The sequence below is a fragment of the Agromyces tropicus genome (assembly GCF_039531345.1).
Taxonomy (GTDB): Bacteria; Actinomycetota; Actinomycetes; order Actinomycetales; family Microbacteriaceae; genus Agromyces; species Agromyces tropicus.
Genome location: NZ_BAAAPW010000001.1, coordinates 746052 through 765795, shown reverse-complemented (window position 1 = coordinate 765795; position 19744 = coordinate 746052). Strand labels below are relative to the sequence as shown.

Below are 19744 nucleotides of genomic sequence, written 5' to 3'. Positions count from 1 at the left end.
GAACCATGCCGAACGGACTCATCCAGGCCGACAGCCTGCGCACCCACCCCGAGGGCCTCGCGCTCTCGCTCACGCTGCCGTGGTACCGCAGCCTCTGGCTGTCGTCGGTGTCCACGCTGCGACTCACGGTCGACGGCGAGGAGGTGCCCGTTGGCGACCTCGCATTCGAGCTGGGCGGCGTGCGGTACGCACTCGACGAACTGCCCGAGCAGAGCGAGGCGCTCTGGTACCTGCAGGTGCATCCGCTGCTCATCGCCACGCGAGCCGAGCCGGTCGCGCTCGGCGAGTCGCACGACATCGAGGTGTTCGGCGAGCTGCGCCTGCCATACATGCAGATCGCGCCCGGCGCCGACGGCGGGCCGGGCATGTACGTGCCCAATGTCGTGCGCCAGTCCCTGACGCTGACGGTCACCGACCGCGACGCGCCGGCGCCCGCGATGGTGACGGATGTCGCGCCGCCGCCGCCCGCGACCGACGCCGACCCGTTCAAGCTCGGCCTCACGCTCTACTCCGCGAGCGCGGAGTTCCGCGCGGGCTGGTACGACTTCGACGGGCTCCTCGACCGGGTCGCGGAGCTCGGCATCGGCCCCGGAATCGAGATCGTCGCCTCCCAGGTGCTGCCGACCTACCCGGTCGTCTCCGACGAGTTCGTGCGCACGTGGCGCGACGCGTTCGACCGTCACGGCTTCGACGCGAGCTCGTTCGGCGCGAACCTCGACATGGGCCGCCGTCGCGACCGCGACATGACACCCGACGAGGAGTTCGCGTTCAGCGAGACGCTCTTCCGCGGCGCGGCGAAGCTCGGCTTCCCGCTCGTGCGCATCCAGTCGGCGAAGCCCGAGCTGCTGCGCCGGCTGCTTCCGGTCGCCGAGGAACTGAATCTCAAGCTGGGCTACGAGATCCACGCGCCGATGGGCCCGAACGCCGAGCCGATCCTGAAGGTGCGCGAGACCTACGCCGAGCTCGACTCGCCGCTGCTCGGGTTCGTCGCCGACTTCTCCTCGACCATGCACGCGATGTCGCCGACGCTGCTGCGGGCGGTGCGCCGGGCAGGTCTCGACGCGGACGCCCTCGACCGGCTGCAGGCGATCTGGGCGACCGACGCGCCCATGCGCGAACGCCAGGAGGAGTTCATCGGCTACCTCCGCGGCCGCGACTTCGACCCGGGCCGCCTCGGCTCGTTCGCGCACCTCGCGTTCAACATGCACGGCCACGTCGACCCGCGCGAGTGGGCCGACATCATGCCGCAGATCCTGCACGTGCACGCGAAGTTCTACGACATCGACGAGCGCGGTCAGGAGCCCGCGATCGACTACCCCGAGCTCGTGCGCGTCTTCGTCGAGGGCGGCTACCGCGGCTACTGGTCGAGCGAGTGGGAGGGCCACGCGTTCGCCGAGCTCGGCGAGGTCGACCCGCTGCTGCTCGTGCGCCGCCAGCACGACCTCATCCGCGCGAGCATGCGGGCGGTGCAGCCGGCATGAGCGCGACCGAGAGGACCATCGACGAACTGCGTTCCGCGAACCTCGCCGTCGTCGAGGCGTTCTTCGCCTCGAACCTCGAGCGGCCCGAGGAGCGGCTCGCGCTGTGGCATCCCGATGGCGTGAAGGAGCTGCCGTTCGCGCCCGCCGGGCTGCCGAAGACGCGCTGGGAGGGCCGGGACGAGATCGTCGCGAACACCGTGAACAACGCCGGCATGTTCGTCGAGTGCGTGCATCGCGACCTGGTCATCCATCCCGCCGAGGACCCGGAGCTCTTCTTCGTGACGAGCCGGATGGTGCCGGAGGCGACCTTCCTCGGCGAGCCCTACCCGCAGTCGTTCATCCACGTCCTCCGCGTGCGCGACGGCCGAGTGATCCTGCAGCAGGAGTACTTCGACAGCGAGATCCTGGCCGGCGCCGAGCGCGCCGCCCGCGCCAAAGGCCGGACCCCGCTCGGATAGACCGGTCCGAACGGAATCCCGATGATCGAGGTCGACGGCCCCGAAGCGGATGTCGCAGGCCCGTCCGACGTCCTCGGAGACCACGACCCCGTGACGAGTTTCGTGAACCCCGTGCTCGCCGGCGACCGGCCCGACCCCTCCGTCATCCGAGTCGGTGACGAGTACTGGTTGACGTACTCGTCGTTCCAGGCGGCACCCGGCCTGCCGCTGTACCGCTCGACCGACCTCGTGAGCTGGACGTACGAGGGGGCTGCGCTGCCCCGGCCGCTCGGCAACACCTTCGCGGTCGACATCGCCGAGCACGACGGGCGCTTCTTCATCTACATCCCGTTCATCCCCACGCCGTGGTCGGAGCTGACCGAGCCGTCGATCTTCGTCATCCACGCGCCCTCGATGCGCGGCCCGTGGTCCGCCCCGATCGACCTGGCCATCCGGGGCGCGATCGACCCCGGCCACGTCGTCGGCGAGGACGGGCGGCGCTATCTGTTCGTCAACGGCATCCGGATGGTGCGACTCACCGACGACGGCCTGGCCACCGTCGGCGAGCTCGAGCAGGCCTACGACGGATGGCGCTACCCCGACGAGTGGGTCACCGAGGCCTACGCACTCGAAGGCCCGAAGCTGTTCCGTCGCGGCGAGTGGTTCTACTTGGTCAGCGCCGTCGGCGGCACCGCGGGACCGCCGACCGGGCACATGGTCATCGTGGCGCGCTCGCGCTCGGTGCACGGTCCGTGGGAGAACCATCCGGGCAACCCCATCGCCCGCACGCAGGATGCCGCGGAGCGCTGGTGGTCGCGCGGCCACGCGACGATCCTCCGCGGACCCGCCGACGACTGGTGGATGCTCTCGCACGGGTACGAGCACGGCTTCCGCACGCTCGGCCGTCAGGTGCTGCTCGAGCCGATCGCATGGACCGACGACGGATGGCCCGTGGCGGTCGCCGGCGACATCGGTGCGCCGCAGCCGGCGCCGGCGGGTGCCGCGCCGCAGCGCCCCGCGGCGGACTTCGCCGAGGACCTCGACGCGTTCCGGCTCGGCGAGCGGTGGACGTTCCATGCGCCCTCGCCCGATGAGGCCGACCGGCTTCGCATCGACGACGGCCTGGTGCTGCGCGCGCGGGGCGACGGGCCGTCCGGCACATCGCCGCTCTGCCTCGTGACCGGCGACCACTCGTACGAGATCGAGGTCGAGGTGGAGTTGCTCGGCGAGGACGCGGTCGAGGCCGGCCTACTGCTGTACTTCAACGATCGACTCTTCTGCGGAATGGGGATCGACGGCGACCGAATGGCGAGCTACTCGGGCGGACTCCGCACGCATTGGCGCGAGCCCGCACCGCCGGCCCGGCGGATGCGCCTGCGGATCCGGAATGACGAGCACATCGTCACGTCGTGGTACCGGTCGCTCGGCGAGGACTGGGTTCGGCACGCCATCCGCTACGAGACCTCGGGCTACCACGCGAACACGGCGGGCGACCTGCAGAGCCTCCGCCCCGCGATCTACGCGAGCGGTGCCGGAGAAGCGCGGTTCCGCGACCTCCGCTACCGCCCGCTCAGCTGACGCGCAGTTCGACCGCCTCTGTGCGCTCGAGCGTCGGGCCGACGTGCAGGCGGAAGAGCCCGGGCTCGACGACGAAGCGCGCGTCCGCGGCATCCGTCGCCCAGAACCCCAGCTCGCGCGAGCCGAGCTCGAACGAGAACGTCGCCGACTCGCCTGCGCCGAGCGTTCGTCGCTCGAACGCGACGAGACGACGGACGGGCGGGGCGATGCTTGCGACGACGTCCTCGAGGAAGACGAGGAGGATCTCGTCGCCGGCTCGATCGGAGGTGTTCGTCACGTCGACGGCGAGGGTGACCCGGATCCCATCGCCGAGGTCGACGAGCGAGATCTCGTCGCGACTCGACCGAGGGGCCGCGTGGGTGAAGCTCGCGTACCCCGAGCCGTGCCCGAACGCGAACTGCGGTCCGAGGTCGAGATCGAGGTACTTCGACGTGTACTTCTCGTGCACGTTCGCCGGACCATGCAGCCCGACATCGGCGCTGGTCTCGGTCAGCGTGCCGCCGGTGCTCGCCGGTCGTCCGGTGCGCTCGTGGGCGTAGTACACGGGCACCTGGCCGACCGAGCGGGGGAAGGACATGGGCAGCCGTCCGGCGGGTTCCGCGTCGCCGAGCAGCAGGTCGACGATCGCGGCGGACGCCTCCGTGCCTCCGTGCCATGCCTCGACGACGGCGGGTGCCCGATCGATCCAGCCCGACACCACCAGCGGGCGGCCGTTCTCGAGCACGACCGCAAAGGGCGCACCGATCTCGGCGACGGCGTGGATGAGCTCCTCCTGTCGGCCCGGGAGACGCAGGTCGCTGCGCGACGCGGCTTCACCCGACAGCGAACTCGGCTCTCCCACGAGGATCAGGACGACGTCGACGTCGCGCGCCGCAGCGACCACCGCAGCGATCCCCGAGGCGTCGTCGTCGAGGAACCCCACGCCGGTCTCGACGCGGACCTCCGCCTCGGGAAGCCGGGCGCGGAACTCGTCCGCGATGCTTCGAGCCGGCGCAGCGAATGACTGCGTCCACGCGCCCAGGTGGTCGGTCGACTCGGCGTACGGGCCGGCGAGCAGGATTCGGCGCGGCCGACGCAGCGGAAGGGTGCCGTCGTTCTTCAGCAGCACGGAGGAACGCGCGGTCGCGGCGCGCACCATCCGTCGAGCCTCGGCGGTCGGTTCGAGGCGCTCCGACTCCTCATCGACGTACGGATCGTCGAACAGTCCCAGCGCCTCCTTGAGGGAGAGCACTCGCGCGACGGCGTCATCGACTCGGGCCGGATCGATCCGGCCGGGAGCGATCTCCTCGACGGGGACGTCGGACGGGGCGCCGCCCATCTCGACGTCGAGTCCCGCCGCGTACGCCACGCGGACCGCCTCGGCGAGCCCGCCCGCGATGCCGTGCGGGATCAGGTTGCGGACGCCGTCGGCGTCGCCGACGACGACGCCGTCGAACTTCCACTCCGTCTTCAGGAGGTCTGTCAGGAGTCGCCGGTTGGCGTGCATCGGGCGTCCCGCGACGGTGTTGAACGAGGCCATGACGGATGCCGCGCCCGCCTCGACCACGCCGCGGAACGGTTCGAGGTGCACGTTGCGCAGGCGGTGCTCCGAGACATCCGCCGCACCGTAGTCCCGCCCGCCCTCGGGCTGGCCGTATGCCACGTAGTGCTTCGCGGTGGCCGCGAGGGAGTCGTGCGTTGCGAGCGAGTCGCCTTGGTAGCCGCGCACCATCGCGCGACCCATCTCGGCCGTGAGGTGCACGTCCTCACCGAAGCCCTCGACCGATCGGCCCCATCGTGGGTCGCGTGAGACGTCCACCATCGGGGAGAAGGTCCAGTTCGCGCCGCCGGAACGCGCTTCTGCCGCGGCGAGGCGTGCCAGCCGTTGCACCATGGTCGGATCGAAGCTCGCGGCCTGCGCGAGCGGCACCGGTCCGATCGTGCGGTGCCCGTGGATCACGTCGAGCCCGACGAGCAGCGGGATGCCGACTCGTGTCTGCTCGAGGGCGACGCGCTGGAGCTCATTCGCCGACGCGGCCGATCGCGGCCAGAACACCGAGCCGATGCCGTCGCGCACGAGTTGAGCCGCGTCGACCGGCGAAGGACGGAAGACGATCTGCAGCTGCCCGAGCTTCTCGGTCCAGCTCAGCTCGTCGAGGAGGTGACGGACGCGCGTGCTGCGCGGAGTGGGCCCGGTCATCGGTTTCCCTCTCGTGATGTCGCCGTGCGTCGTTCGCGCGGTGATGCCGAACGGCGGTCGCCGCCCGGAGCGCGAGGGCTGCGGGCGGCGACCTATCATGGAGTCGAAGCGCTGGGGATCAGCTGTCCCAGGCCGCGTCCATGTCGTCCAGCACCTGGTCGACCGTCTTCTGGCCGGTCAGCAGTCCCTGGACGCCGACTCCGAGGGCGTCGTAGACGGCGGGATTCGGCCAGGTGGCGTTCGGCAGGCCGGTGTAGGCGCCCGACTCGAGCAGGTCGGCCACGGGCTGGTAGACCGGCAGGAGGGTGTCGGCGCTCACGCCGGTGATCGGGACCGCACCCGAGAGGTCGGCGTACTGCTGCGCCTGCTCGGGCTGGGCGACCCAGTCGAGGAACTCCTGGGCGGACGTCTTCGCACCGTCCTCCGCCGAGGCGTTGATCGCCCACGCGTAGTTGGCGGACGCGAGCATGAAGTCGCCCTGACCGTCGGCGGGCGGGAATGCCTGGATGTCGGTCTCGAGACCGGCGCCCGCGTTGATCGACGTCGCGGCCGAGCCGGGCACGGCGGCGCTGAGCGACGTGCCGCCGCCGATGCCGTTGGTGATCGAGTCGAACGTGCCGCCCGCTGCGCCGTCCTGGAAGCAGCCGCCGTCGTTCATCGCGACGATGTCCTCGAGCGCGTCCTTCCAGCCGCTGTCGGCGAAGGTGACGTCACCGGCGGCACGCTGCTCGTTCCAATCGGGCGCCTCCTCGTACACGCGGGTCGCCGCGACGATCTGCGCGAGGAGCCCCGTGTTGAACGGGACGGAGCCGGCGAGCGCGGTGAAGCTCTTGCCGCCGTCCTTGGCCGTGGTGCAGGCCGCGAGCAGGTCGTCGAAGCTCGTCGGGAACTCGTCGACGCCGACCTCCCCGGCGGCCGCAGGGTTCCACACGAACCCGACGGGCGACAGTGCGGTCGGCTGACCGTAGATCTCGCCGTCGACCTCGTAGAGCGACGCGGTGCCCTCGGGGATGATCCCGGCGGACGTGTCGTCGAGCGGCTCGAGGAAGCCCGCCTCGGCGAGGGTGATCACCGAGATCGGCTGGCCGGTCCCGGGGGAGAGGATCGCGACATCCGCCGCGTTGCCGGCCTGGAACTGCGTGGTGACCTGGGTGTTGTACGCGTCGGACGGGTAGGGGATCACCTCGATCTCGGTACCCGTCTCTTCGGTGTACGCCTGGGCCATCTGGGCGTAGTAGTCGTCGGCGTCGTTCGCCTGGGCGACCATCAGCGAGAATCCGGCGGACGCACCGTCGGTGCTGCCGGTGTCGGCCCCGCCACCGGAACAGCCGGCGAGGACCATGGCTCCGGCGACGGGCACTGCGAGGAGCGACCACCGGAGGGGCGTGGGAACGGAGTGCTGTGGCATTTCGGACCTTTCATGACGTCGTTGTCGCCAACTGGTGTGGGTGGCACGGCGCTCGGCCGTGCGTCCAGCCTGACACACATTCGCACGATTCCGACATTAGTGTCGGTTATGTGGGGCAATAGTCCCGCTGATCCGGCCGTTCGCGGCGGTCAACCGTCCCGTTCCACGACCAGCCGCACCGGCCCTGCGAGACCGGCAGGAAGCGGTTCGGCCGTCGGCTCGAACACGGTGGTCATCGCCCCAGGGATCGTTCCACTCGGGGACGCTGCCTCGGCGATCAGCCGGTTCCGCCAGGGTGTGGCCACCTCGACCTCGAGGAGGTTCGAGCCCGCGCGTACGGCATCGGAGATGTCCACCCTGAACGGCGGTGTCCAGGCCACGCCGCAGTCCGCGCCGTTCACGCGGACCCGGGCGAGGTCCGAGACGTCGCCGAGGTCGAGCAGGATGCGTCCGCCATCCAGGTCGTCCGGCTCGAACCGGAATCGGTGGCGGTACGTCGCGACTCCTGAGAAGGCCCGTGCCTCATCGACGACATCGGTCCACCGCCGGGGCTGCGGCGACGTCGAGGTGGCCGCCAGTCCCGGCACGTCGAGGGTCCAAGCGCCATCCAGCGGAATGCCCGTGGTCGGCGCCGGGGCAGCCACGGCGCCCGCGTCCCGGGGTGACTCGAGGACGAAGAGGGACGCGAACGGCGCCAGGTGCACGACGTGCCAGCCCTCGGCGTCCGCGTCGAGCGCGACACGTCGCGGATCGACGGGATCCCAGGCGACGAGCCGCGACTCCGGTCGGCGGATGCGGATCGAGATCCGGTCGGCAAGGGGGTTCGCCAGGAAGGTCACGCGGCGGGTGTCGACGATTCGCGCGACCGTCCGGACGGGTGGCCCCTCGACCTCGAGCGCCGGCCTGAGACCCCGTTCGTGGAGCGCCGCGGCGAGGTCGGCCGTCGGCAGTACCCGTCCGGTCGAGCGCGGGCCCCAGATCCGGTCGCAGGTCGTGGCGAAGCGTTCGGGATCGTCGGCGTGGGAGGGCGAGCCGGTCGGGCGACGGCCGACGATCGTGGCGCCGCCGTCGAGCAGGCGTTCGACGGCGAGCAGCGTCGGCAGCGTCATCCGATCGCTCGATCCACCGAGGAACAGCACGCCGTAGGTTGCGCCGTCCGCGTGGATCATGCCGTCGCGTACGCGGAGAACGCGCTGGAGCGCGTCGGCCCAGACGTAGTCGAAGTCGAACCCGTTCGGCACCGCGTCGTCGAATCGATGCTCGTACATCCCGGTGACCGGCGCCTCCTCGCCGATGAAGACCGCGATGTCGACGGCCGGCGAGCCCATGGCGAGCACCGCCGAGCACCGCGCGAGGTAGTCGATCCACGGCCGCGCCATCTGCGCCCACGTCTCGTTGACCGTGAAGGCCTGACCGAGGAACGGCGCGAGCGCGACACCGGGCGGCGGCGCCGCGATCGGCTGGTGGGGGGAGGTGTGGATGCAGAACCTGGTGACACCGAGGGCCAGCTGCAGGTCGGCGACGGGCTTGAGCGTCCGCGGCGTCCACGACCACGGTCGGTCGAACGAGGTGAAGGCCTCGGCTCCGACGCGGGCACGCCCGAGCACGTGTGCCACCGACGACGCTCCCTTGAGGTCGGCGACGTAGGTGGGGCGCGGTCCCCCTGCGGGGTCGAACGTCCACATCGCTCCCATCGGGACATCGGCAGGTGCGCGCATCGCCAGGTCGTCGCCGAGTTGGGGTCGGCCGTCCTCCAGCGCCTCGGCGTAGTACGCCATGCCGCGCCGATGTGCCTCGTCCGCGAGCGTGCCGTAGTACTGCTCCGCGTACAGCGCGGCCAGCGTCGCGCGGTAGTCGAAGAGGAACCGGTCCGACTCCTCCGGCCCGCCGACCAGGTGGCCCGCGAGTGCTGGCAGGTGGGCGGATGCGTCGTACCCCTGGAGTCGAGCGAAGTGGTCCAGCACGCGATCGGTCCAGTTCTGCGATCCGGCCTCGATGCTGTCGCTCAGGAGCGCGCGGAAGCGCTCGCCCCCGCCCGATCCCGTGTCGTCCGCGCCGAACCTGCGGAGGTGCACGTCGAGATACGCGCGTACGCGTGCCCCGTCGAGCTTGTCGACCTCGAGTCCGGTGGCGTCGGCAGGGGCGGGACCGTTCGTCTGCCCGGTCAGCGAGGCCCCGAGGCGCAGGACGGTCCAGGTCCCCGCAGGCGGTGTCCAGTGGAGCACGCCGTCGTGGACCCGGTCCGTGAGGTCCACGATGTGGCGGGGATCGATGGATCCGACGTCGGCCCCCTCCGGAGTCGCGATCGCGAAGTAATCGGCGACCACCCCGAATCCCGCCTTCGCCTCGGCCTGATGGATGCGGCCCGACGTGCGGAGGGCGAACTGGGCGACCTCGAACGACGCGGACGGCCTGAGCACGGGTGGGAGGCGGACGCCCTCGGAGACACCGGGGAGCGCGTCGGCTGCGCTGCCCGCGGAGAGGACCAGCCGGAAGCGTCGGGCGGTCACGGCGGGAAAGGCCGCGGTGCGGGCGGCGATCGTCGTCGGCGGGAGGTCGGCGATGTCCCGGTACTCGACGCCATCGTCGCTCGCTTGGAGCACCGCGACGGGAGGCGGCGCAGCTCCGAAGCCCCGCGGCCCGGGGAGGCCGACGGTGACGGAGCGGACCGTGACGGGGTCCGCGAACTCCTGCTCGATCCACGCGGACGACCAGCCGTCCGGATCCCGGGGGAGCGACAGGGTGCTGCCGAAGTCGCCGTCGGTGAGCCGACCGACATCGTCGAGCGGCGACGATGCGCGAATTCTCGCGGGTTCGAGCGCCCGACGCGCCGGATCGGACGGGAAGGCGACCACTCGCCAATCGATCGCGTATCGATGGTCGTCGTCCGCCGATCCCCACCGCGGGCACTGCTGATACGGCCCGGGCACGTCGGGCAGATCTGGAAGGCGATGTTCGCCGGGTCCGTCCCCCTCGATCTCGCACTCCGACCAGACCACCTTCTTCATGGCATCGGCCGGTCTGACCCACGGGCCACCCGACGCACTCCAGCCCGACGATGTCGCCACGGCGAGTTCCATGCCGAGTTCGGCCGCCGTCCGGGTCGCGGTCTCGATCGCACGATTCCATGTCTCGGTGCCCGGGCGTACGGGTTCGTCCACATGGAGCGGGCCGCCCATCCCGCCATCGAACAGCTGTGCTCCTCGGACGCCGACCTCGTGCAGCCAGTGGAGGTCACGCCGGATGCCGTCCGGATCGACGTTGCCGTCCATCCAGTGCCACCAGGCGCGCGGCCGAGCGTCGTCGGGCGGGTCCACGAAGACGTCCCAGAGGGGGTCGGTGGACTCATCGGTCGTCATCGGCCGCGGTTCGCTCATGCTTCGCCATCCTCCCAGCCCCTCGTCCAGCCGCGGCGCCCGTCTACTTATACCCGGCATCGGGATCACTAATGTGTGTTTTCGACACAAGCGTGGGAGAGTTGCCGTACGCACTCACCCAGATCTCGGAGCGCGGGACGACGATGTCAGGAAGCAGAATGACTGTGACGATGCAGGAGAGCACTCGCACCATCACGGTGCCACCGGCCGCCCGCAACACTCCGCCCCCTCGCGGGCGTCGCGGGCGCAGGCCGCTCATCCAATTCGGGCACTGGTGGTGGGCACTGCCGGCGGTCGCCCTCGTCATCGGCGTCCACTACCTGGCCACGCTGACCGGCGGGTTCTTCGCCTTCACGAACTGGACCGGCCTCGGCGACTGGGACTTCATCGGACTCGGCAACTTCGAGCGGATCTTCGACGACCCGCAACTGCTCGGCGCGGTCTGGAACACCCTCTTCCTCGCCTTCGGGTCGGTCATCCTGACCAACGTCTTCGGCCTGCTCTACGCGCTCGCGATCAACCGCATGTTGAAGACGCGGTACATCCTCCGCACGCTGCTGTTCATGCCGGTGGTGCTGAGCCCGCTCGCCGTCGCCTACGTGTGGAAGTTCATCTTCCAGTTCGACGGTCCCCTCAACGGCTTCCTGGGGCTGGTCGGGCTCGAGTCCTGGCAGAAGGTGTGGCTCGCCGACCCGACGTGGTCGATCTGGGCGATCCTGATCACCGTCGTCTGGCAGCAGACCGGATTCGTCATGGTCATCTACCTCGCGGGACTCGCCAGCGTGCCCGTCGAGGTCGAGGAGGCCGCCGCGCTCGACGGTGCCGGTATCTGGGGCCGGTTCCGGCACGTCATCGTCCCCGCCATCCGCCCCTCCATCGCGATCGCGACGACGCTCGGCATCATCCAGGGCCTGCGCATCTTCGACCAGATCCTCGCGCTCACCGGCGGCGGCCCGGCGGGCGCCACCGAGACGCTGGCCACCGAGGTCTACAAGCAGGCGTTCTCACTCGGCCAGTTCGGGTTCGGCTCGGCGCTCGCGCTCGTACTGACCGTGATCATCCTCGTGTTCGCCATCCTCCAGCAGTACGTCACCCGCGACCGCGACGCGGTGGGAAAGGCCTGACGCCATGTTCCGCTACACGAAGCTCACCGCGTTCCGCGAGGTCCTCGTCTGGATCGTCACGCTGATCGGCCTGCTGCCGCTCTACCTGCTCGTCGTGACGGCGCTGAAGCCCGATGCCGAGGTGCTCACCACGAGCGCCGTCGCGCCGCCGTCCACGGTCGACTTCGGCGCATTCATCGAGGTGCTCACGTCGACGGGCCGGAACAGCATCCCGATGAGCATCCTGAACAGCGTCATCATCACTGTCGGCGCGATCGCCGGCCTGGTGCTGCTCGGCTCGCTCACGGCCTACGTCATCGCGCGCCGCACGCGGACGTGGACCAACCTCACGTACTACCTCGTGCTGATCGCGATCATCCTTCCCGCGCAGCTCGGAACGGTTCCGCTCTACATCGGCGCCCGCACCGTCGGGCTCACCGGCAACGCGCTCGGGATGATCCTGCTTTGGATCGGCATCCTGCTTCCGCTGTCGATCTTCCTCTATGCGAGCTTCTTCCGGGGGCTCACCACGGAGTACGAGGAAGCCGCCGTGATCGACGGCGCGACGCCCACGCAGGCGTTCTTCCGGGTCGTGCTGCCGCTCATGTCGCCGGCAACGGGCACCGTCGCCATCCTCGCGGGCCTGATCGTCTGGAACGACTTCTTCAACTCGCTGATCTTCCTCGGCGGCTCCGACACGCAGACCCTTCCCGTGGCGATGTACACGTACGTCGGCGGCCTGGTCTCGGCGTGGAACAAGATCTTCGCCGTCGTCATCATCTCGATGATCCCGATCCTCGCGTTCTACATGTTCGCCCAGAAGCGCTTCATCCAGGGCTTCGCAGGTGGGTTGAAGGGCTGATCCGCATGGGCGCCGACCACCACGCGGCGTTCGAGGCGTTCGTCGACCTCTTCTACACGCAGAAGCGCGTACGAGACGCCTTCGACCTGCTCGTCGCGGACGACTACCGCCAGCACAACCCGGACATCGCCGACGGCCCGGCCGCCGCCATCGAAGCCCTCACCCCGAAGTTCGACGGCTCGCCCGACGCGCGATTCGAGATACAGCGCATCATCGTCGACGGCGACCTCGCGATGGTGCACGTCAAAGCCTCCCGACCCGGCGCTCCGGACGCCGCCGTCGCGGACATCTACCGATTCGAGAACGGCCGGATCGTCGAGCACTGGGACGTGCTGCAGCAGGTCCCCGTGCATGCCGTTCACGACCATCCCATGTTCTGACCCCAGGAGAGCACGTGTACCAGCTCGCACCCAACATCGAACTCCTCTTCACCGAGGCCGGCGACTACCACGACCGCGTCCGCGCCGCTGCCGCGGCCGGTTTCACCGCCGTCGAGATGTGGGGGCCGACCGGCGTCGACGCACCGGCGACGCCGAAGGACCTCCCTGCGCTCAAGGCGGCACTCGAGGAGACCGGCACGCAGCTCACCGCGCAGCTCGCGGAGCCCCGAACCCAGTTCATGATCCCGCCGTGGGACCACTCCGAGTTCTTCCGCAAGCTCGACGAAGGCGTCAAGATCGCGCACCTGCTCGGCACGCCGCGCATCGTCGTCGGCAGCGGGACGGGCTTCGGCGGCTGGAAGCGCCAGGTCCAGCTGGACAAGCTCATCGAGATCTACCGGACGGCGATCTCGCAGATCGCCGGATCGGACGTCACCCTCGTCCTCGAGCCGGTCAACGTCCGCGTCGACCACCCGGGCTCGCTCCTGGATCGCACGAGCGAGGCCGCCTACGTCGCCCGTGGCGTCGACTCGCCCTTCTTCGGCGTGCTCTACGACATCTACCACTCGGCAGTCGAGGGCGAGGACATGGCGACCGAGCTCGCGAATGCCGGCGACCTCGTCAAGTACGTCCAGCTCGCCGACACCCCGGGCCGCGGCGAACCCGGTTCGGGATCGCTCGACTGGGCCGCGACGCTCCGCATCCTGCGCGCGTCCGGGTACGACGGCCCGATCGGGCTCGAGTACTACCCGACGCAGGCATCGGAGGCGTCCGCCGCGCTCATCCACGAGCTGGCGGTGTCCGCATGACCCGGTACCCCGCGTCGGTCGACGTCGCGATCGTCGGCAGCGGCCCGACCGGCGCCGCGTACGCCCGCATCCTGAGCGAGGAGGCACCGGACGTTGCCATCGCGATGTTCGAGGTCGGCCCGACGATCTCCGATCCACCCGGTGCGCACGTCAAGAACATCGACGATGCGGCGGCGCGTGCCGCCGCACAGCGCGCGTCCGAGGGACCCGGCGCCGGCGCCGACACCGTGAGCTCGCCCGGCGCGGTCAAGAGCGGCGAGCGCCGGGCACGGCCCGGCACCTTCCTGCTCGACGAGGGCTATGCGTTCCCGGGCGAGGACGGGCTTCCGGTCGTCGCCATGTCGAGCAACGTCGGCGGCATGTCCGCGCACTGGACCGGCGCATGCCCGCGGCCCGGGGGCCGCGAGCGCATCGCCTTCCTTCCCGACCTCGATGAGCTGCTCGACGACGCCGACCGCCTGCTCGGCGTCACCACCGACGCGTTCGACGGTGCGCCCTTCACGGGCCTCGTCCGCCAGCGCCTCGCGGCCGCGGTCGACGACGACCGCGAACCGGCGGCGCGCGTGCAGCGGATGCCGCTCGCCGTGCACCGACGGTCCGACGGTCGGCTCGTGTGGTCCGGCTCCGACGTCGTCCTGGGCGACGCGACCCGCGGCAACCCGCGGTTCGCGCTCCACGACGAGTCCCTCGTCACGCGCGTGCTCGTCGAGAACGGCCGTGCAGCGGGCGTCCTCGTGCGCGACCTGCGAACGGGGGAGGAGCACCAGGTCCGCGCGCGCGCCGTCGTCGTGGCGGCCGACGCGCTGCGCACACCGCAGCTGCTCTGGGCCAGCGGCATCCGCCCCGACGCACTCGGGCGGTACCTCAACGACCAGACACAGGTCGTCTTCGCGTCGCGCATCCGCGATGTCGGCGCCGGCGACGGCGCCGAGCACACCGCGCCACCCGAGGGCGGCCTCAGCGAGCAGAGCGGCGTCAGCTGGGTGCCGTACACCGACGAGCAGCCGTTCCACGGGCAGATCATGCAGCTCGACGCGTCGCCCATCCCGCTCGCGGAGGACGACCCCGTCGTGCCCGGCTCGATCGTGGGTCTGGGACTCTTCTGCGCGAAGGACCTGCAGCGCGACGACCGCGTCGAGTTCAGCGACGACCAGGTCGACGCGTACGGCATGCCGGCGATGCGCATCCACTACCGCCTCACCGAGCGCGACCACGACGTGCTCGAGCAGGCGCGCGAACAGATCGTGCATCTCGGCGCAGCGGTCGGCGAGCCGCTCGACCCGCGCCCGTTCACGATGCCGCTCGGTGCGTCGCTTCATTACCAGGGCACGACGCGCATGGGAGAACGCAACGACGGCGAGAGCGTTTGCAGCTCCGAGAGCGAAGTCTGGGAGGCGCCGGGCGTGTTCGTCGCCGGGAACAACGTGATCCCGACCGCGACGGCGTGCAACCCGACGCTCACGAGCGTGGCGTTGGCCGTCCGCGGAGCACGCGCGATCGCCCGCGAATTCGCGGCGGAGCTTGCTTCCGTCGAAAACAGACATTAGATTGTAGGAATCATGACGAAGAAGTCGAGGAGGTCCGCATGATCGCCGACCGCATCATCGAGCACGGCACGCTCACCACCGACGGCACGCGCGTGTCCGTCGAGGTCCGCATCCCCTGGTATCGGGCGCTGCCCGGCTCCTGCATCGGCCGTGCCGCCCTGACGGTCGACGGCGTCGAGGCGCCCGCCGACACGGTCCGCTGGAGCATGAACGGCCGCACTTTCACGTTCGACGAACTCGTCGGCGAGACGGGCGAGTGGTGGTTCCCGACCGACTCCGCGGTGCTGTCCGGCGACTTGGTCGTCGCAGCGGATGCCGCGGAGCACGAGGTCCGCGTCGACCTGACGCTCTACATCCCGTACATCATCATCGGCGACGACGAGACGCTCCACATCGAGGAGCACGACGTCAAGACGATGCCGGCACGAGAGGCGGTGGCGGCATGACCGCGCTCGGCACGCCCATCCAGGGCGTCACGCTCTACAGCTTCACGCGCGCCTTCCACGGTCGCGAGTACGACCTCGAGGGCCTCATCCGCAAGGTCGCCGCCGACGGGTACGGCCCGGGCCTCGAGATCATCGGGTTCTCGAGCTTCCGCGGCTTCCCCGAGATCGACGACCGCTTCGCCGGCGAGTTCCGCGACCTGGTCGACGAGGTCGGACTCGTGACGACCTCGCTCGCCGTGAACGCCGACATCGGCATCCACCGCGACCGGCTGCTCGACCAGGACGAGCTCATCGAGTACATGACGCGGCAGATCCAGGCGGCGGCGAAGCTCGGCTTCCCGATCGCGCGCGTGCAGATCTCGATCACGCCCGACTCGATGGAGCGACTGGCTCCGATCGCCGAGCGCCACGGCGTGACGCTGGCCCTCGAGGTGCACGCCGACCAGTACGCGTCCCACCCACGGATCCTCGCGCTCCGCGACCGGTACGAGCGGGTCGGCTCGCCGTTCCTCGGATTCACCGCCGACTGGGGTGCCACCGTGACCGGCTTCGCCCCGTCGCTGCTGGAGGCCTACCGCCGCCGTGGCGCGTCGGAGGAGCTCTTGGGCCAGGTCGTCGCGCTGTGGGATGAGTTCTCCGAGCAGGGCCCCCCGGCCGACCAGGCCGATCACGGCCAGCGCTTCGGCCGCTTCATCGGCCTCGCCGCCCAGAACGGGCGCCCCGACCTCGGCATCGACTTCGCCATCAACGGCACCGGCCTGTTCGGTCCGGCGCGCGTCGACGACTGGCTCGAGATCATGCCGTGGATCAGGCACGTGCACGGCAAGTTCTTCGGCATTGACGAGCACGGCGAGGAGCCGTCCGTCCCCGTGCGCGATCTCATCGGCCTGCTCGTCCGAAACGGCTACTCCGGAGCGATCTCCAGCGAGTACGAGGGCTGGCACTGGAACGACTGGCAGTCGCCGTTCGAGATCATCGCCGCCGAACAGGCCGTCCAGCGTTCTGCGGCGCACAACGCCGGCTCGCGCATGATCACGGATGCCGCCGAAGCCCGCGCCGCGCTCGCGAACCACCTCCCGCACGCCCTCCTGAAGGAGACGAACGCATGACCGACGGCATCGCCGGCTCCGGCATCCGTCTCGGCACGACGCTCTACTCGATGACCAGCGAGTTCGCCGCGGGCCAGTACACGCCCGAGACGCTCATCGCCGCGGTCGCGGAGGCCGGGATCGGGCCGGGCGTCGAGTTCAACATCGCGCAACTGCTCCGCACCTACCCCGACGTCGACGCGGACTTCGTCAGGCTGTGGTTCGAATCCCTGGAGCGGTACGGGCTCGAGGCGAGCGCCGTCGGCACCAACCTCGACATGGGGCGTCGCACGGACCGCGACATGACGCCGGACGAGGAGCACGAGTTCTTCGCGCGGCAGTTGAAGACCGCGAACTCCCTGGGGTTCACGACCGTCGTGATCCGGTCGGCCGGAAAGGAACTGCTGCGCAGCCTCCTGCCGCTCGCGGAGCAGTACGACCAGCGACTCGCGTACGAGATCCACGCCCCCGAGGGGCCGAACAGCCCGAAGGTGCTGCAGATCCGCGAGCTGTACGAGGAGCTCGGCAGCGATCGGCTCGGATTCACCGCCGACTTCTCCTCCACGATGCACAGCCTGTCGCCGCGACTGCTCGGCACGCTGCGGCAGATGGGGATGCCCGAACAGTACTTCCCCGTCATGGACGAGATCTGGCGGAAGCCGCTGCCGATGCACGTGCGGAACCAGGAGTTCGAGGACTTCCTCACCGCGGAGGGCGTCGACTTCCTGCGCTTCGGACCGTTCACCCGACTCGCGTTCAACATGCACGGTCTCGTGCCGCCCGAGGAGTGGCTCGACATCATGCCGCAGACCTTCCACGTGCACGCGAAGTTCTACGACATCGACGCGCACGGCGACGAGCCGGCCATGGACATCCCGCGCATCGTCCGCCAGTTCGTCCTGGGCGGCTACCGCGGCTACCTCTCCAGCGAGTGGGAGGGGCACGCGTTCTCCGACCTCGGAGAAGCCGAGCCGATCGACCTCGTGCAGAAGCAGCACGTGCTCATGCGACGTGCCATCGAAGAGACCGTCGCCGCGGCATCCGTCACGGCCTGAAGCAGGGGAGCAGCATGCCGGACACGGCAGTCACGACCACGCTCGAGGAACTCGCCGCCGAGGTCTCGCGCCTCCGCGAGGAGGTGGCCGATGCCCGCCGCCTCGCGCGGCGCGCCGAGGACCGCGGCCAGGTCGAGAACCTCTTCAACCGCTACATGCACCTGCACAACGCGTTTCAGGACGAGCAGATCATCCCGTTGTGGGTCAAGCGCGTCACGCCCGGCATCCGAGCCAGGTACACCAACGCCGGACAGTACACCGGGGTGCCGGCGGAGTACCACCCGTACCACCCCTCGACCCGTCAGACGCTCGAGCCGGCGCCGCCCGTGCTGCACGAGACGTTCACCGACACGTTCAAGTAAGGCAGGCACCCCATGGCCACTCACAACTCGCTCTTCGGCGAGCAGGACGTCCGGCGCACCGACCACGGCATCGCCGTCTCCGTGCAGCTGCCCTGGTACCGCAGCCTCTGGCTCTCGGCGGTCGACGACGTCGCGGCGTTCGTCGACGGGACGGAGATCCCGCGCGACCGGTTGCGGTTCGTGCTCCAGGGTCGCGAGTACCGCATCGAGGAGCTCCCGGAGCAGTGGGAGACCCTCTGGTTCGTCGCCGACCGGCCCGACGTCGTCATCGACCTCGGCCGAACCCCGGAACCGGGGGAGACCCTCACCGTCGAGGTCGTGCTGACCATGCGCCTGCTGTACATGCAGATCATGCCCGGCGTCGACGGCGGTCCCGGCCGCTATGTCACCAACCGGGTGCCGGTCGAGCGCGAACTCGTCCTCGCATGACCTTGCGGGTGGCCATGGTCGGCTACGGGTTCATGGGCGCGGCGCACTCCGTCGGGTGGCGCCAGGCACCGCGGGTGTTCGACATGCCGGAGGACGTCGAGATGGCCGTGGTCGTCGGACGCGACCCCGACGCCGTGGCGCGGGACGCAGCCCACTGGGGCTGGGCCGAGTCGGCGACGGATTGGCGCGAGGTCGTCGCCCGCGACGACATCGACATCGTCGACATCGTGACCCCCGGGGGCTCGCACGCCGAGATCGCGATCGCGGCGCTGGAGGCCGGCAAGCACGTGCCGTGCGAGAAGCCGCTGGCGAACTCGGTCGAGGACGCCGGGGCGATGGCGGATGCCGCGGCGCGCGCGTCGGCGCACGGGGTGCGCGCGCTCGTCGGCTTCACCTACCGCCGTGTTCCGGCGGTCACGCTGCTTCGCGACCTGATCGCCGAGGGGCGGATCGGCCGCGTGCAGCAGGTCCGCGCGGCGTACCGGCAGGACTGGCTCGTCGATCCGGCGATGCCACTCGCGTGGCGACTGCAGAAGGAGCACGCCGGTTCGGGCGCACTCGGCGACATCGGAGCGCACCTCATCGACATGACCCGGTTCGTGACGGGGCAATCGATCGACGCGGTGTCCGGCAGCCTCGACACGATCGTGACCCGACGGCCCCTGCAGGGGTCCGGGTCGGGGCTCTCCGGCGTCGCCGCCGAGGGCTTCGGCGAGGTCACGGTCGACGACGTCGCGATCTTCACGGGTCGCCTCGCGGACGGTGCGCTCGCCTCCTTCGAGGCCACCCGGTTCGCCACCGGTCGCAAGAACGCGCTCACCATCGAGGTCTCCGGCGACGCCGGGGCACTCGCGTTCGACCTCGAGCGACTGAACGAACTGCAGTACTACGACCGCGCCGCCCCGGAGGGCGTGCAGGGCTTCACCACGATCCTCGTCACCGAGCCGTCGCATCCCTACGTGTCCGCCTGGTGGCCGGCCGGGCACATGCTCGGCTACGAGCACGGATTCGTCCACCAGGCGAAGGACCTCGTCGAGGCCATCGTCGCCGGCACCGACCCGCATCCGTCCTTCGCCGACGGGCTCGCCGTGCAGCGCGTGCTCGACGCGGTCGAGCGGAGCGCCGAACACGACTCCGCGTGGATCGCGGTGGGCTCACCGGCCCGCCACGAGTCCGAGGCATCGAACCGAAACGAGTAGAAGG

Annotated in this window: 17 protein-coding genes; 14 read left to right on the top strand and 3 right to left on the bottom strand. The window is 70.2% G+C overall.

Translation table 11 applies throughout. The features are described from left to right. Positions 1–5: 5 nt before the first annotated feature. The 3 genes from ABD230_RS03490 to ABD230_RS03480 are packed head-to-tail and all read left to right on the top strand — an operon-like array spanning position 6 to position 3496. Positions 6–1481 carry a C-glycoside deglycosidase beta subunit domain-containing protein gene (locus ABD230_RS03490; RefSeq protein ID WP_344369481.1) on the top strand — a complete coding sequence of 492 codons (1476 nt, stop codon included), beginning with the start codon at positions 6–8 and terminating at the stop codon, positions 1479–1481. Continuing rightward, the gene (locus ABD230_RS03485; RefSeq protein WP_344369480.1) at positions 1478–1939 is read left to right on the top strand and encodes a nuclear transport factor 2 family protein; all 462 of its coding nucleotides are present in this window, start codon (positions 1478–1480) and stop codon (positions 1937–1939) included. The genes ABD230_RS03490 and ABD230_RS03485 overlap by 4 nt, the downstream gene beginning before the upstream one ends. 21 nt (positions 1940–1960) lie before the next feature. Beyond that, positions 1961–3496 carry a family 43 glycosylhydrolase gene (locus ABD230_RS03480; RefSeq protein WP_344369478.1) on the top strand — a complete coding sequence of 512 codons (1536 nt, stop codon included), beginning with the start codon at positions 1961–1963 and terminating at the stop codon, positions 3494–3496. Here ABD230_RS03480 and ABD230_RS03475 read toward each other — a convergent pair. From ABD230_RS03475 to ABD230_RS03465, 3 genes are all read right to left on the bottom strand, one after another. Continuing rightward, positions 3489–5675, bottom strand: coding sequence for a glycoside hydrolase family 3 N-terminal domain-containing protein (locus tag ABD230_RS03475; RefSeq protein WP_344369476.1), 2187 nt, complete (start codon positions 5673–5675; stop codon positions 3489–3491). The two genes, ABD230_RS03480 and ABD230_RS03475, sit on opposite strands and share 8 nt — an antisense overlap. 118 nt (positions 5676–5793) lie before the next feature. Continuing rightward, positions 5794–7083, bottom strand: a complete 1290-nt coding sequence (locus ABD230_RS03470; protein WP_344369473.1) for an ABC transporter substrate-binding protein — start codon at positions 7081–7083, stop codon at positions 5794–5796. 149 nt (positions 7084–7232) lie between these two features. Then, complete coding sequence (locus tag ABD230_RS03465; RefSeq protein WP_344369472.1) at positions 7233–10460, bottom strand: glycosyl hydrolase; 3228 nt, start codon at positions 10458–10460, stop codon at positions 7233–7235. A 158-nt stretch (positions 10461–10618) separates the two neighbouring features. Here ABD230_RS03465 and ABD230_RS03460 point away from each other — a divergent pair, with 158 nt between their 5' ends. Genes ABD230_RS03460 through ABD230_RS03410 form a run of 11 tightly spaced genes read left to right on the top strand, consistent with a single transcriptional unit; the run spans position 10619 to position 19740 of the window. After that, a complete protein-coding gene (locus ABD230_RS03460) occupies positions 10619–11584 on the top strand; it encodes a carbohydrate ABC transporter permease (RefSeq protein ID WP_344369470.1) in 966 nt (321 codons plus the stop codon). 4 nt (positions 11585–11588) lie between these two features. After that, positions 11589–12425: a carbohydrate ABC transporter permease gene (locus tag ABD230_RS03455; protein ID WP_344369468.1), complete on the top strand. Its 837-nt coding sequence runs from the start codon at positions 11589–11591 to the stop codon at positions 12423–12425. Positions 12426–12430: 5 nt separating this feature from the next. After that, positions 12431–12805, top strand: a complete 375-nt coding sequence (locus ABD230_RS03450) for a nuclear transport factor 2 family protein (RefSeq protein ID WP_344369466.1) — start codon at positions 12431–12433, stop codon at positions 12803–12805. 14 nt (positions 12806–12819) lie between these two features. Further along, positions 12820–13614 (top strand): TIM barrel protein, encoded by a 795-nt coding sequence (locus ABD230_RS03445; RefSeq protein WP_344369463.1) that lies wholly within the window; start codon positions 12820–12822, stop codon positions 13612–13614. Next, entirely contained in the window at positions 13611–15161 is a 1551-nt protein-coding gene (locus ABD230_RS03440) for a GMC oxidoreductase (RefSeq protein WP_344369461.1), read from the top strand. The genes ABD230_RS03445 and ABD230_RS03440 overlap by 4 nt, the downstream gene beginning before the upstream one ends. A 38-nt stretch (positions 15162–15199) precedes the next feature. Beyond that, positions 15200–15607 (top strand): C-glycoside deglycosidase beta subunit domain-containing protein, encoded by a 408-nt coding sequence (locus tag ABD230_RS03435; RefSeq protein ID WP_344369459.1) that lies wholly within the window; start codon positions 15200–15202, stop codon positions 15605–15607. Continuing rightward, a complete protein-coding gene (locus tag ABD230_RS03430) occupies positions 15604–16716 on the top strand; it encodes a sugar phosphate isomerase/epimerase family protein (RefSeq protein WP_344369456.1) in 1113 nt (370 codons plus the stop codon). Before ABD230_RS03435 ends, ABD230_RS03430 begins: the two co-directional genes overlap by 4 nt. Then, the gene (locus tag ABD230_RS03425) at positions 16713–17750 is read left to right on the top strand and encodes a sugar phosphate isomerase/epimerase family protein (RefSeq protein WP_344369454.1); all 1038 of its coding nucleotides are present in this window, start codon (positions 16713–16715) and stop codon (positions 17748–17750) included. The genes ABD230_RS03430 and ABD230_RS03425 overlap by 4 nt, the downstream gene beginning before the upstream one ends. Positions 17751–17764: 14 nt before the next feature. Next, positions 17765–18112 (top strand): hypothetical protein, encoded by a 348-nt coding sequence (locus ABD230_RS03420; RefSeq protein ID WP_344369453.1) that lies wholly within the window; start codon positions 17765–17767, stop codon positions 18110–18112. A 12-nt stretch (positions 18113–18124) separates the two neighbouring features. Next, complete coding sequence (locus ABD230_RS03415; RefSeq protein WP_344369451.1) at positions 18125–18541, top strand: C-glycoside deglycosidase beta subunit domain-containing protein; 417 nt, start codon at positions 18125–18127, stop codon at positions 18539–18541. After that, complete coding sequence (locus ABD230_RS03410; RefSeq protein WP_344369450.1) at positions 18538–19740, top strand: Gfo/Idh/MocA family protein; 1203 nt, start codon at positions 18538–18540, stop codon at positions 19738–19740. Before ABD230_RS03415 ends, ABD230_RS03410 begins: the two co-directional genes overlap by 4 nt. Positions 19741–19744 lie beyond the last annotated feature (4 nt).

Excerpts from the sequence above, each read along its gene's own strand:
- ABD230_RS03415 (WP_344369451.1), top strand. The coding sequence starts at position 18,125 with ATGGCCACTCACAACTCGCTCTTCGGCGAGCAGGACGTCCGGCGCACC.
- ABD230_RS03490 (WP_344369481.1), top strand. The coding sequence starts at position 6 with ATGCCGAACGGACTCATCCAGGCCGACAGCCTGCGCACCCACCCCGAG.
- ABD230_RS03455 (WP_344369468.1), top strand. The coding sequence starts at position 11,589 with ATGTTCCGCTACACGAAGCTCACCGCGTTCCGCGAGGTCCTCGTCTGG.
- ABD230_RS03440 (WP_344369461.1), top strand. The coding sequence starts at position 13,611 with ATGACCCGGTACCCCGCGTCGGTCGACGTCGCGATCGTCGGCAGCGGC.
- ABD230_RS03420 (WP_344369453.1), top strand. The coding sequence starts at position 17,765 with ATGCCGGACACGGCAGTCACGACCACGCTCGAGGAACTCGCCGCCGAG.
- ABD230_RS03450 (WP_344369466.1), top strand. The coding sequence starts at position 12,431 with ATGGGCGCCGACCACCACGCGGCGTTCGAGGCGTTCGTCGACCTCTTC.
- ABD230_RS03480 (WP_344369478.1), top strand. The coding sequence starts at position 1,961 with ATGATCGAGGTCGACGGCCCCGAAGCGGATGTCGCAGGCCCGTCCGAC.
- ABD230_RS03485 (WP_344369480.1), top strand. The coding sequence starts at position 1,478 with ATGAGCGCGACCGAGAGGACCATCGACGAACTGCGTTCCGCGAACCTC.
- ABD230_RS03475 (WP_344369476.1), bottom strand. The coding sequence starts at position 5,675 with ATGACCGGGCCCACTCCGCGCAGCACGCGCGTCCGTCACCTCCTCGAC.
- ABD230_RS03430 (WP_344369456.1), top strand. The coding sequence starts at position 15,604 with ATGACCGCGCTCGGCACGCCCATCCAGGGCGTCACGCTCTACAGCTTC.
- ABD230_RS03410 (WP_344369450.1), top strand. The coding sequence starts at position 18,538 with ATGACCTTGCGGGTGGCCATGGTCGGCTACGGGTTCATGGGCGCGGCG.
- ABD230_RS03435 (WP_344369459.1), top strand. The coding sequence starts at position 15,200 with ATGATCGCCGACCGCATCATCGAGCACGGCACGCTCACCACCGACGGC.
- ABD230_RS03470 (WP_344369473.1), bottom strand. The coding sequence starts at position 7,083 with ATGCCACAGCACTCCGTTCCCACGCCCCTCCGGTGGTCGCTCCTCGCA.
- ABD230_RS03425 (WP_344369454.1), top strand. The coding sequence starts at position 16,713 with ATGACCGACGGCATCGCCGGCTCCGGCATCCGTCTCGGCACGACGCTC.
- ABD230_RS03465 (WP_344369472.1), bottom strand. The coding sequence starts at position 10,460 with ATGAGCGAACCGCGGCCGATGACGACCGATGAGTCCACCGACCCCCTC.
- ABD230_RS03460 (WP_344369470.1), top strand. The coding sequence starts at position 10,619 with ATGACTGTGACGATGCAGGAGAGCACTCGCACCATCACGGTGCCACCG.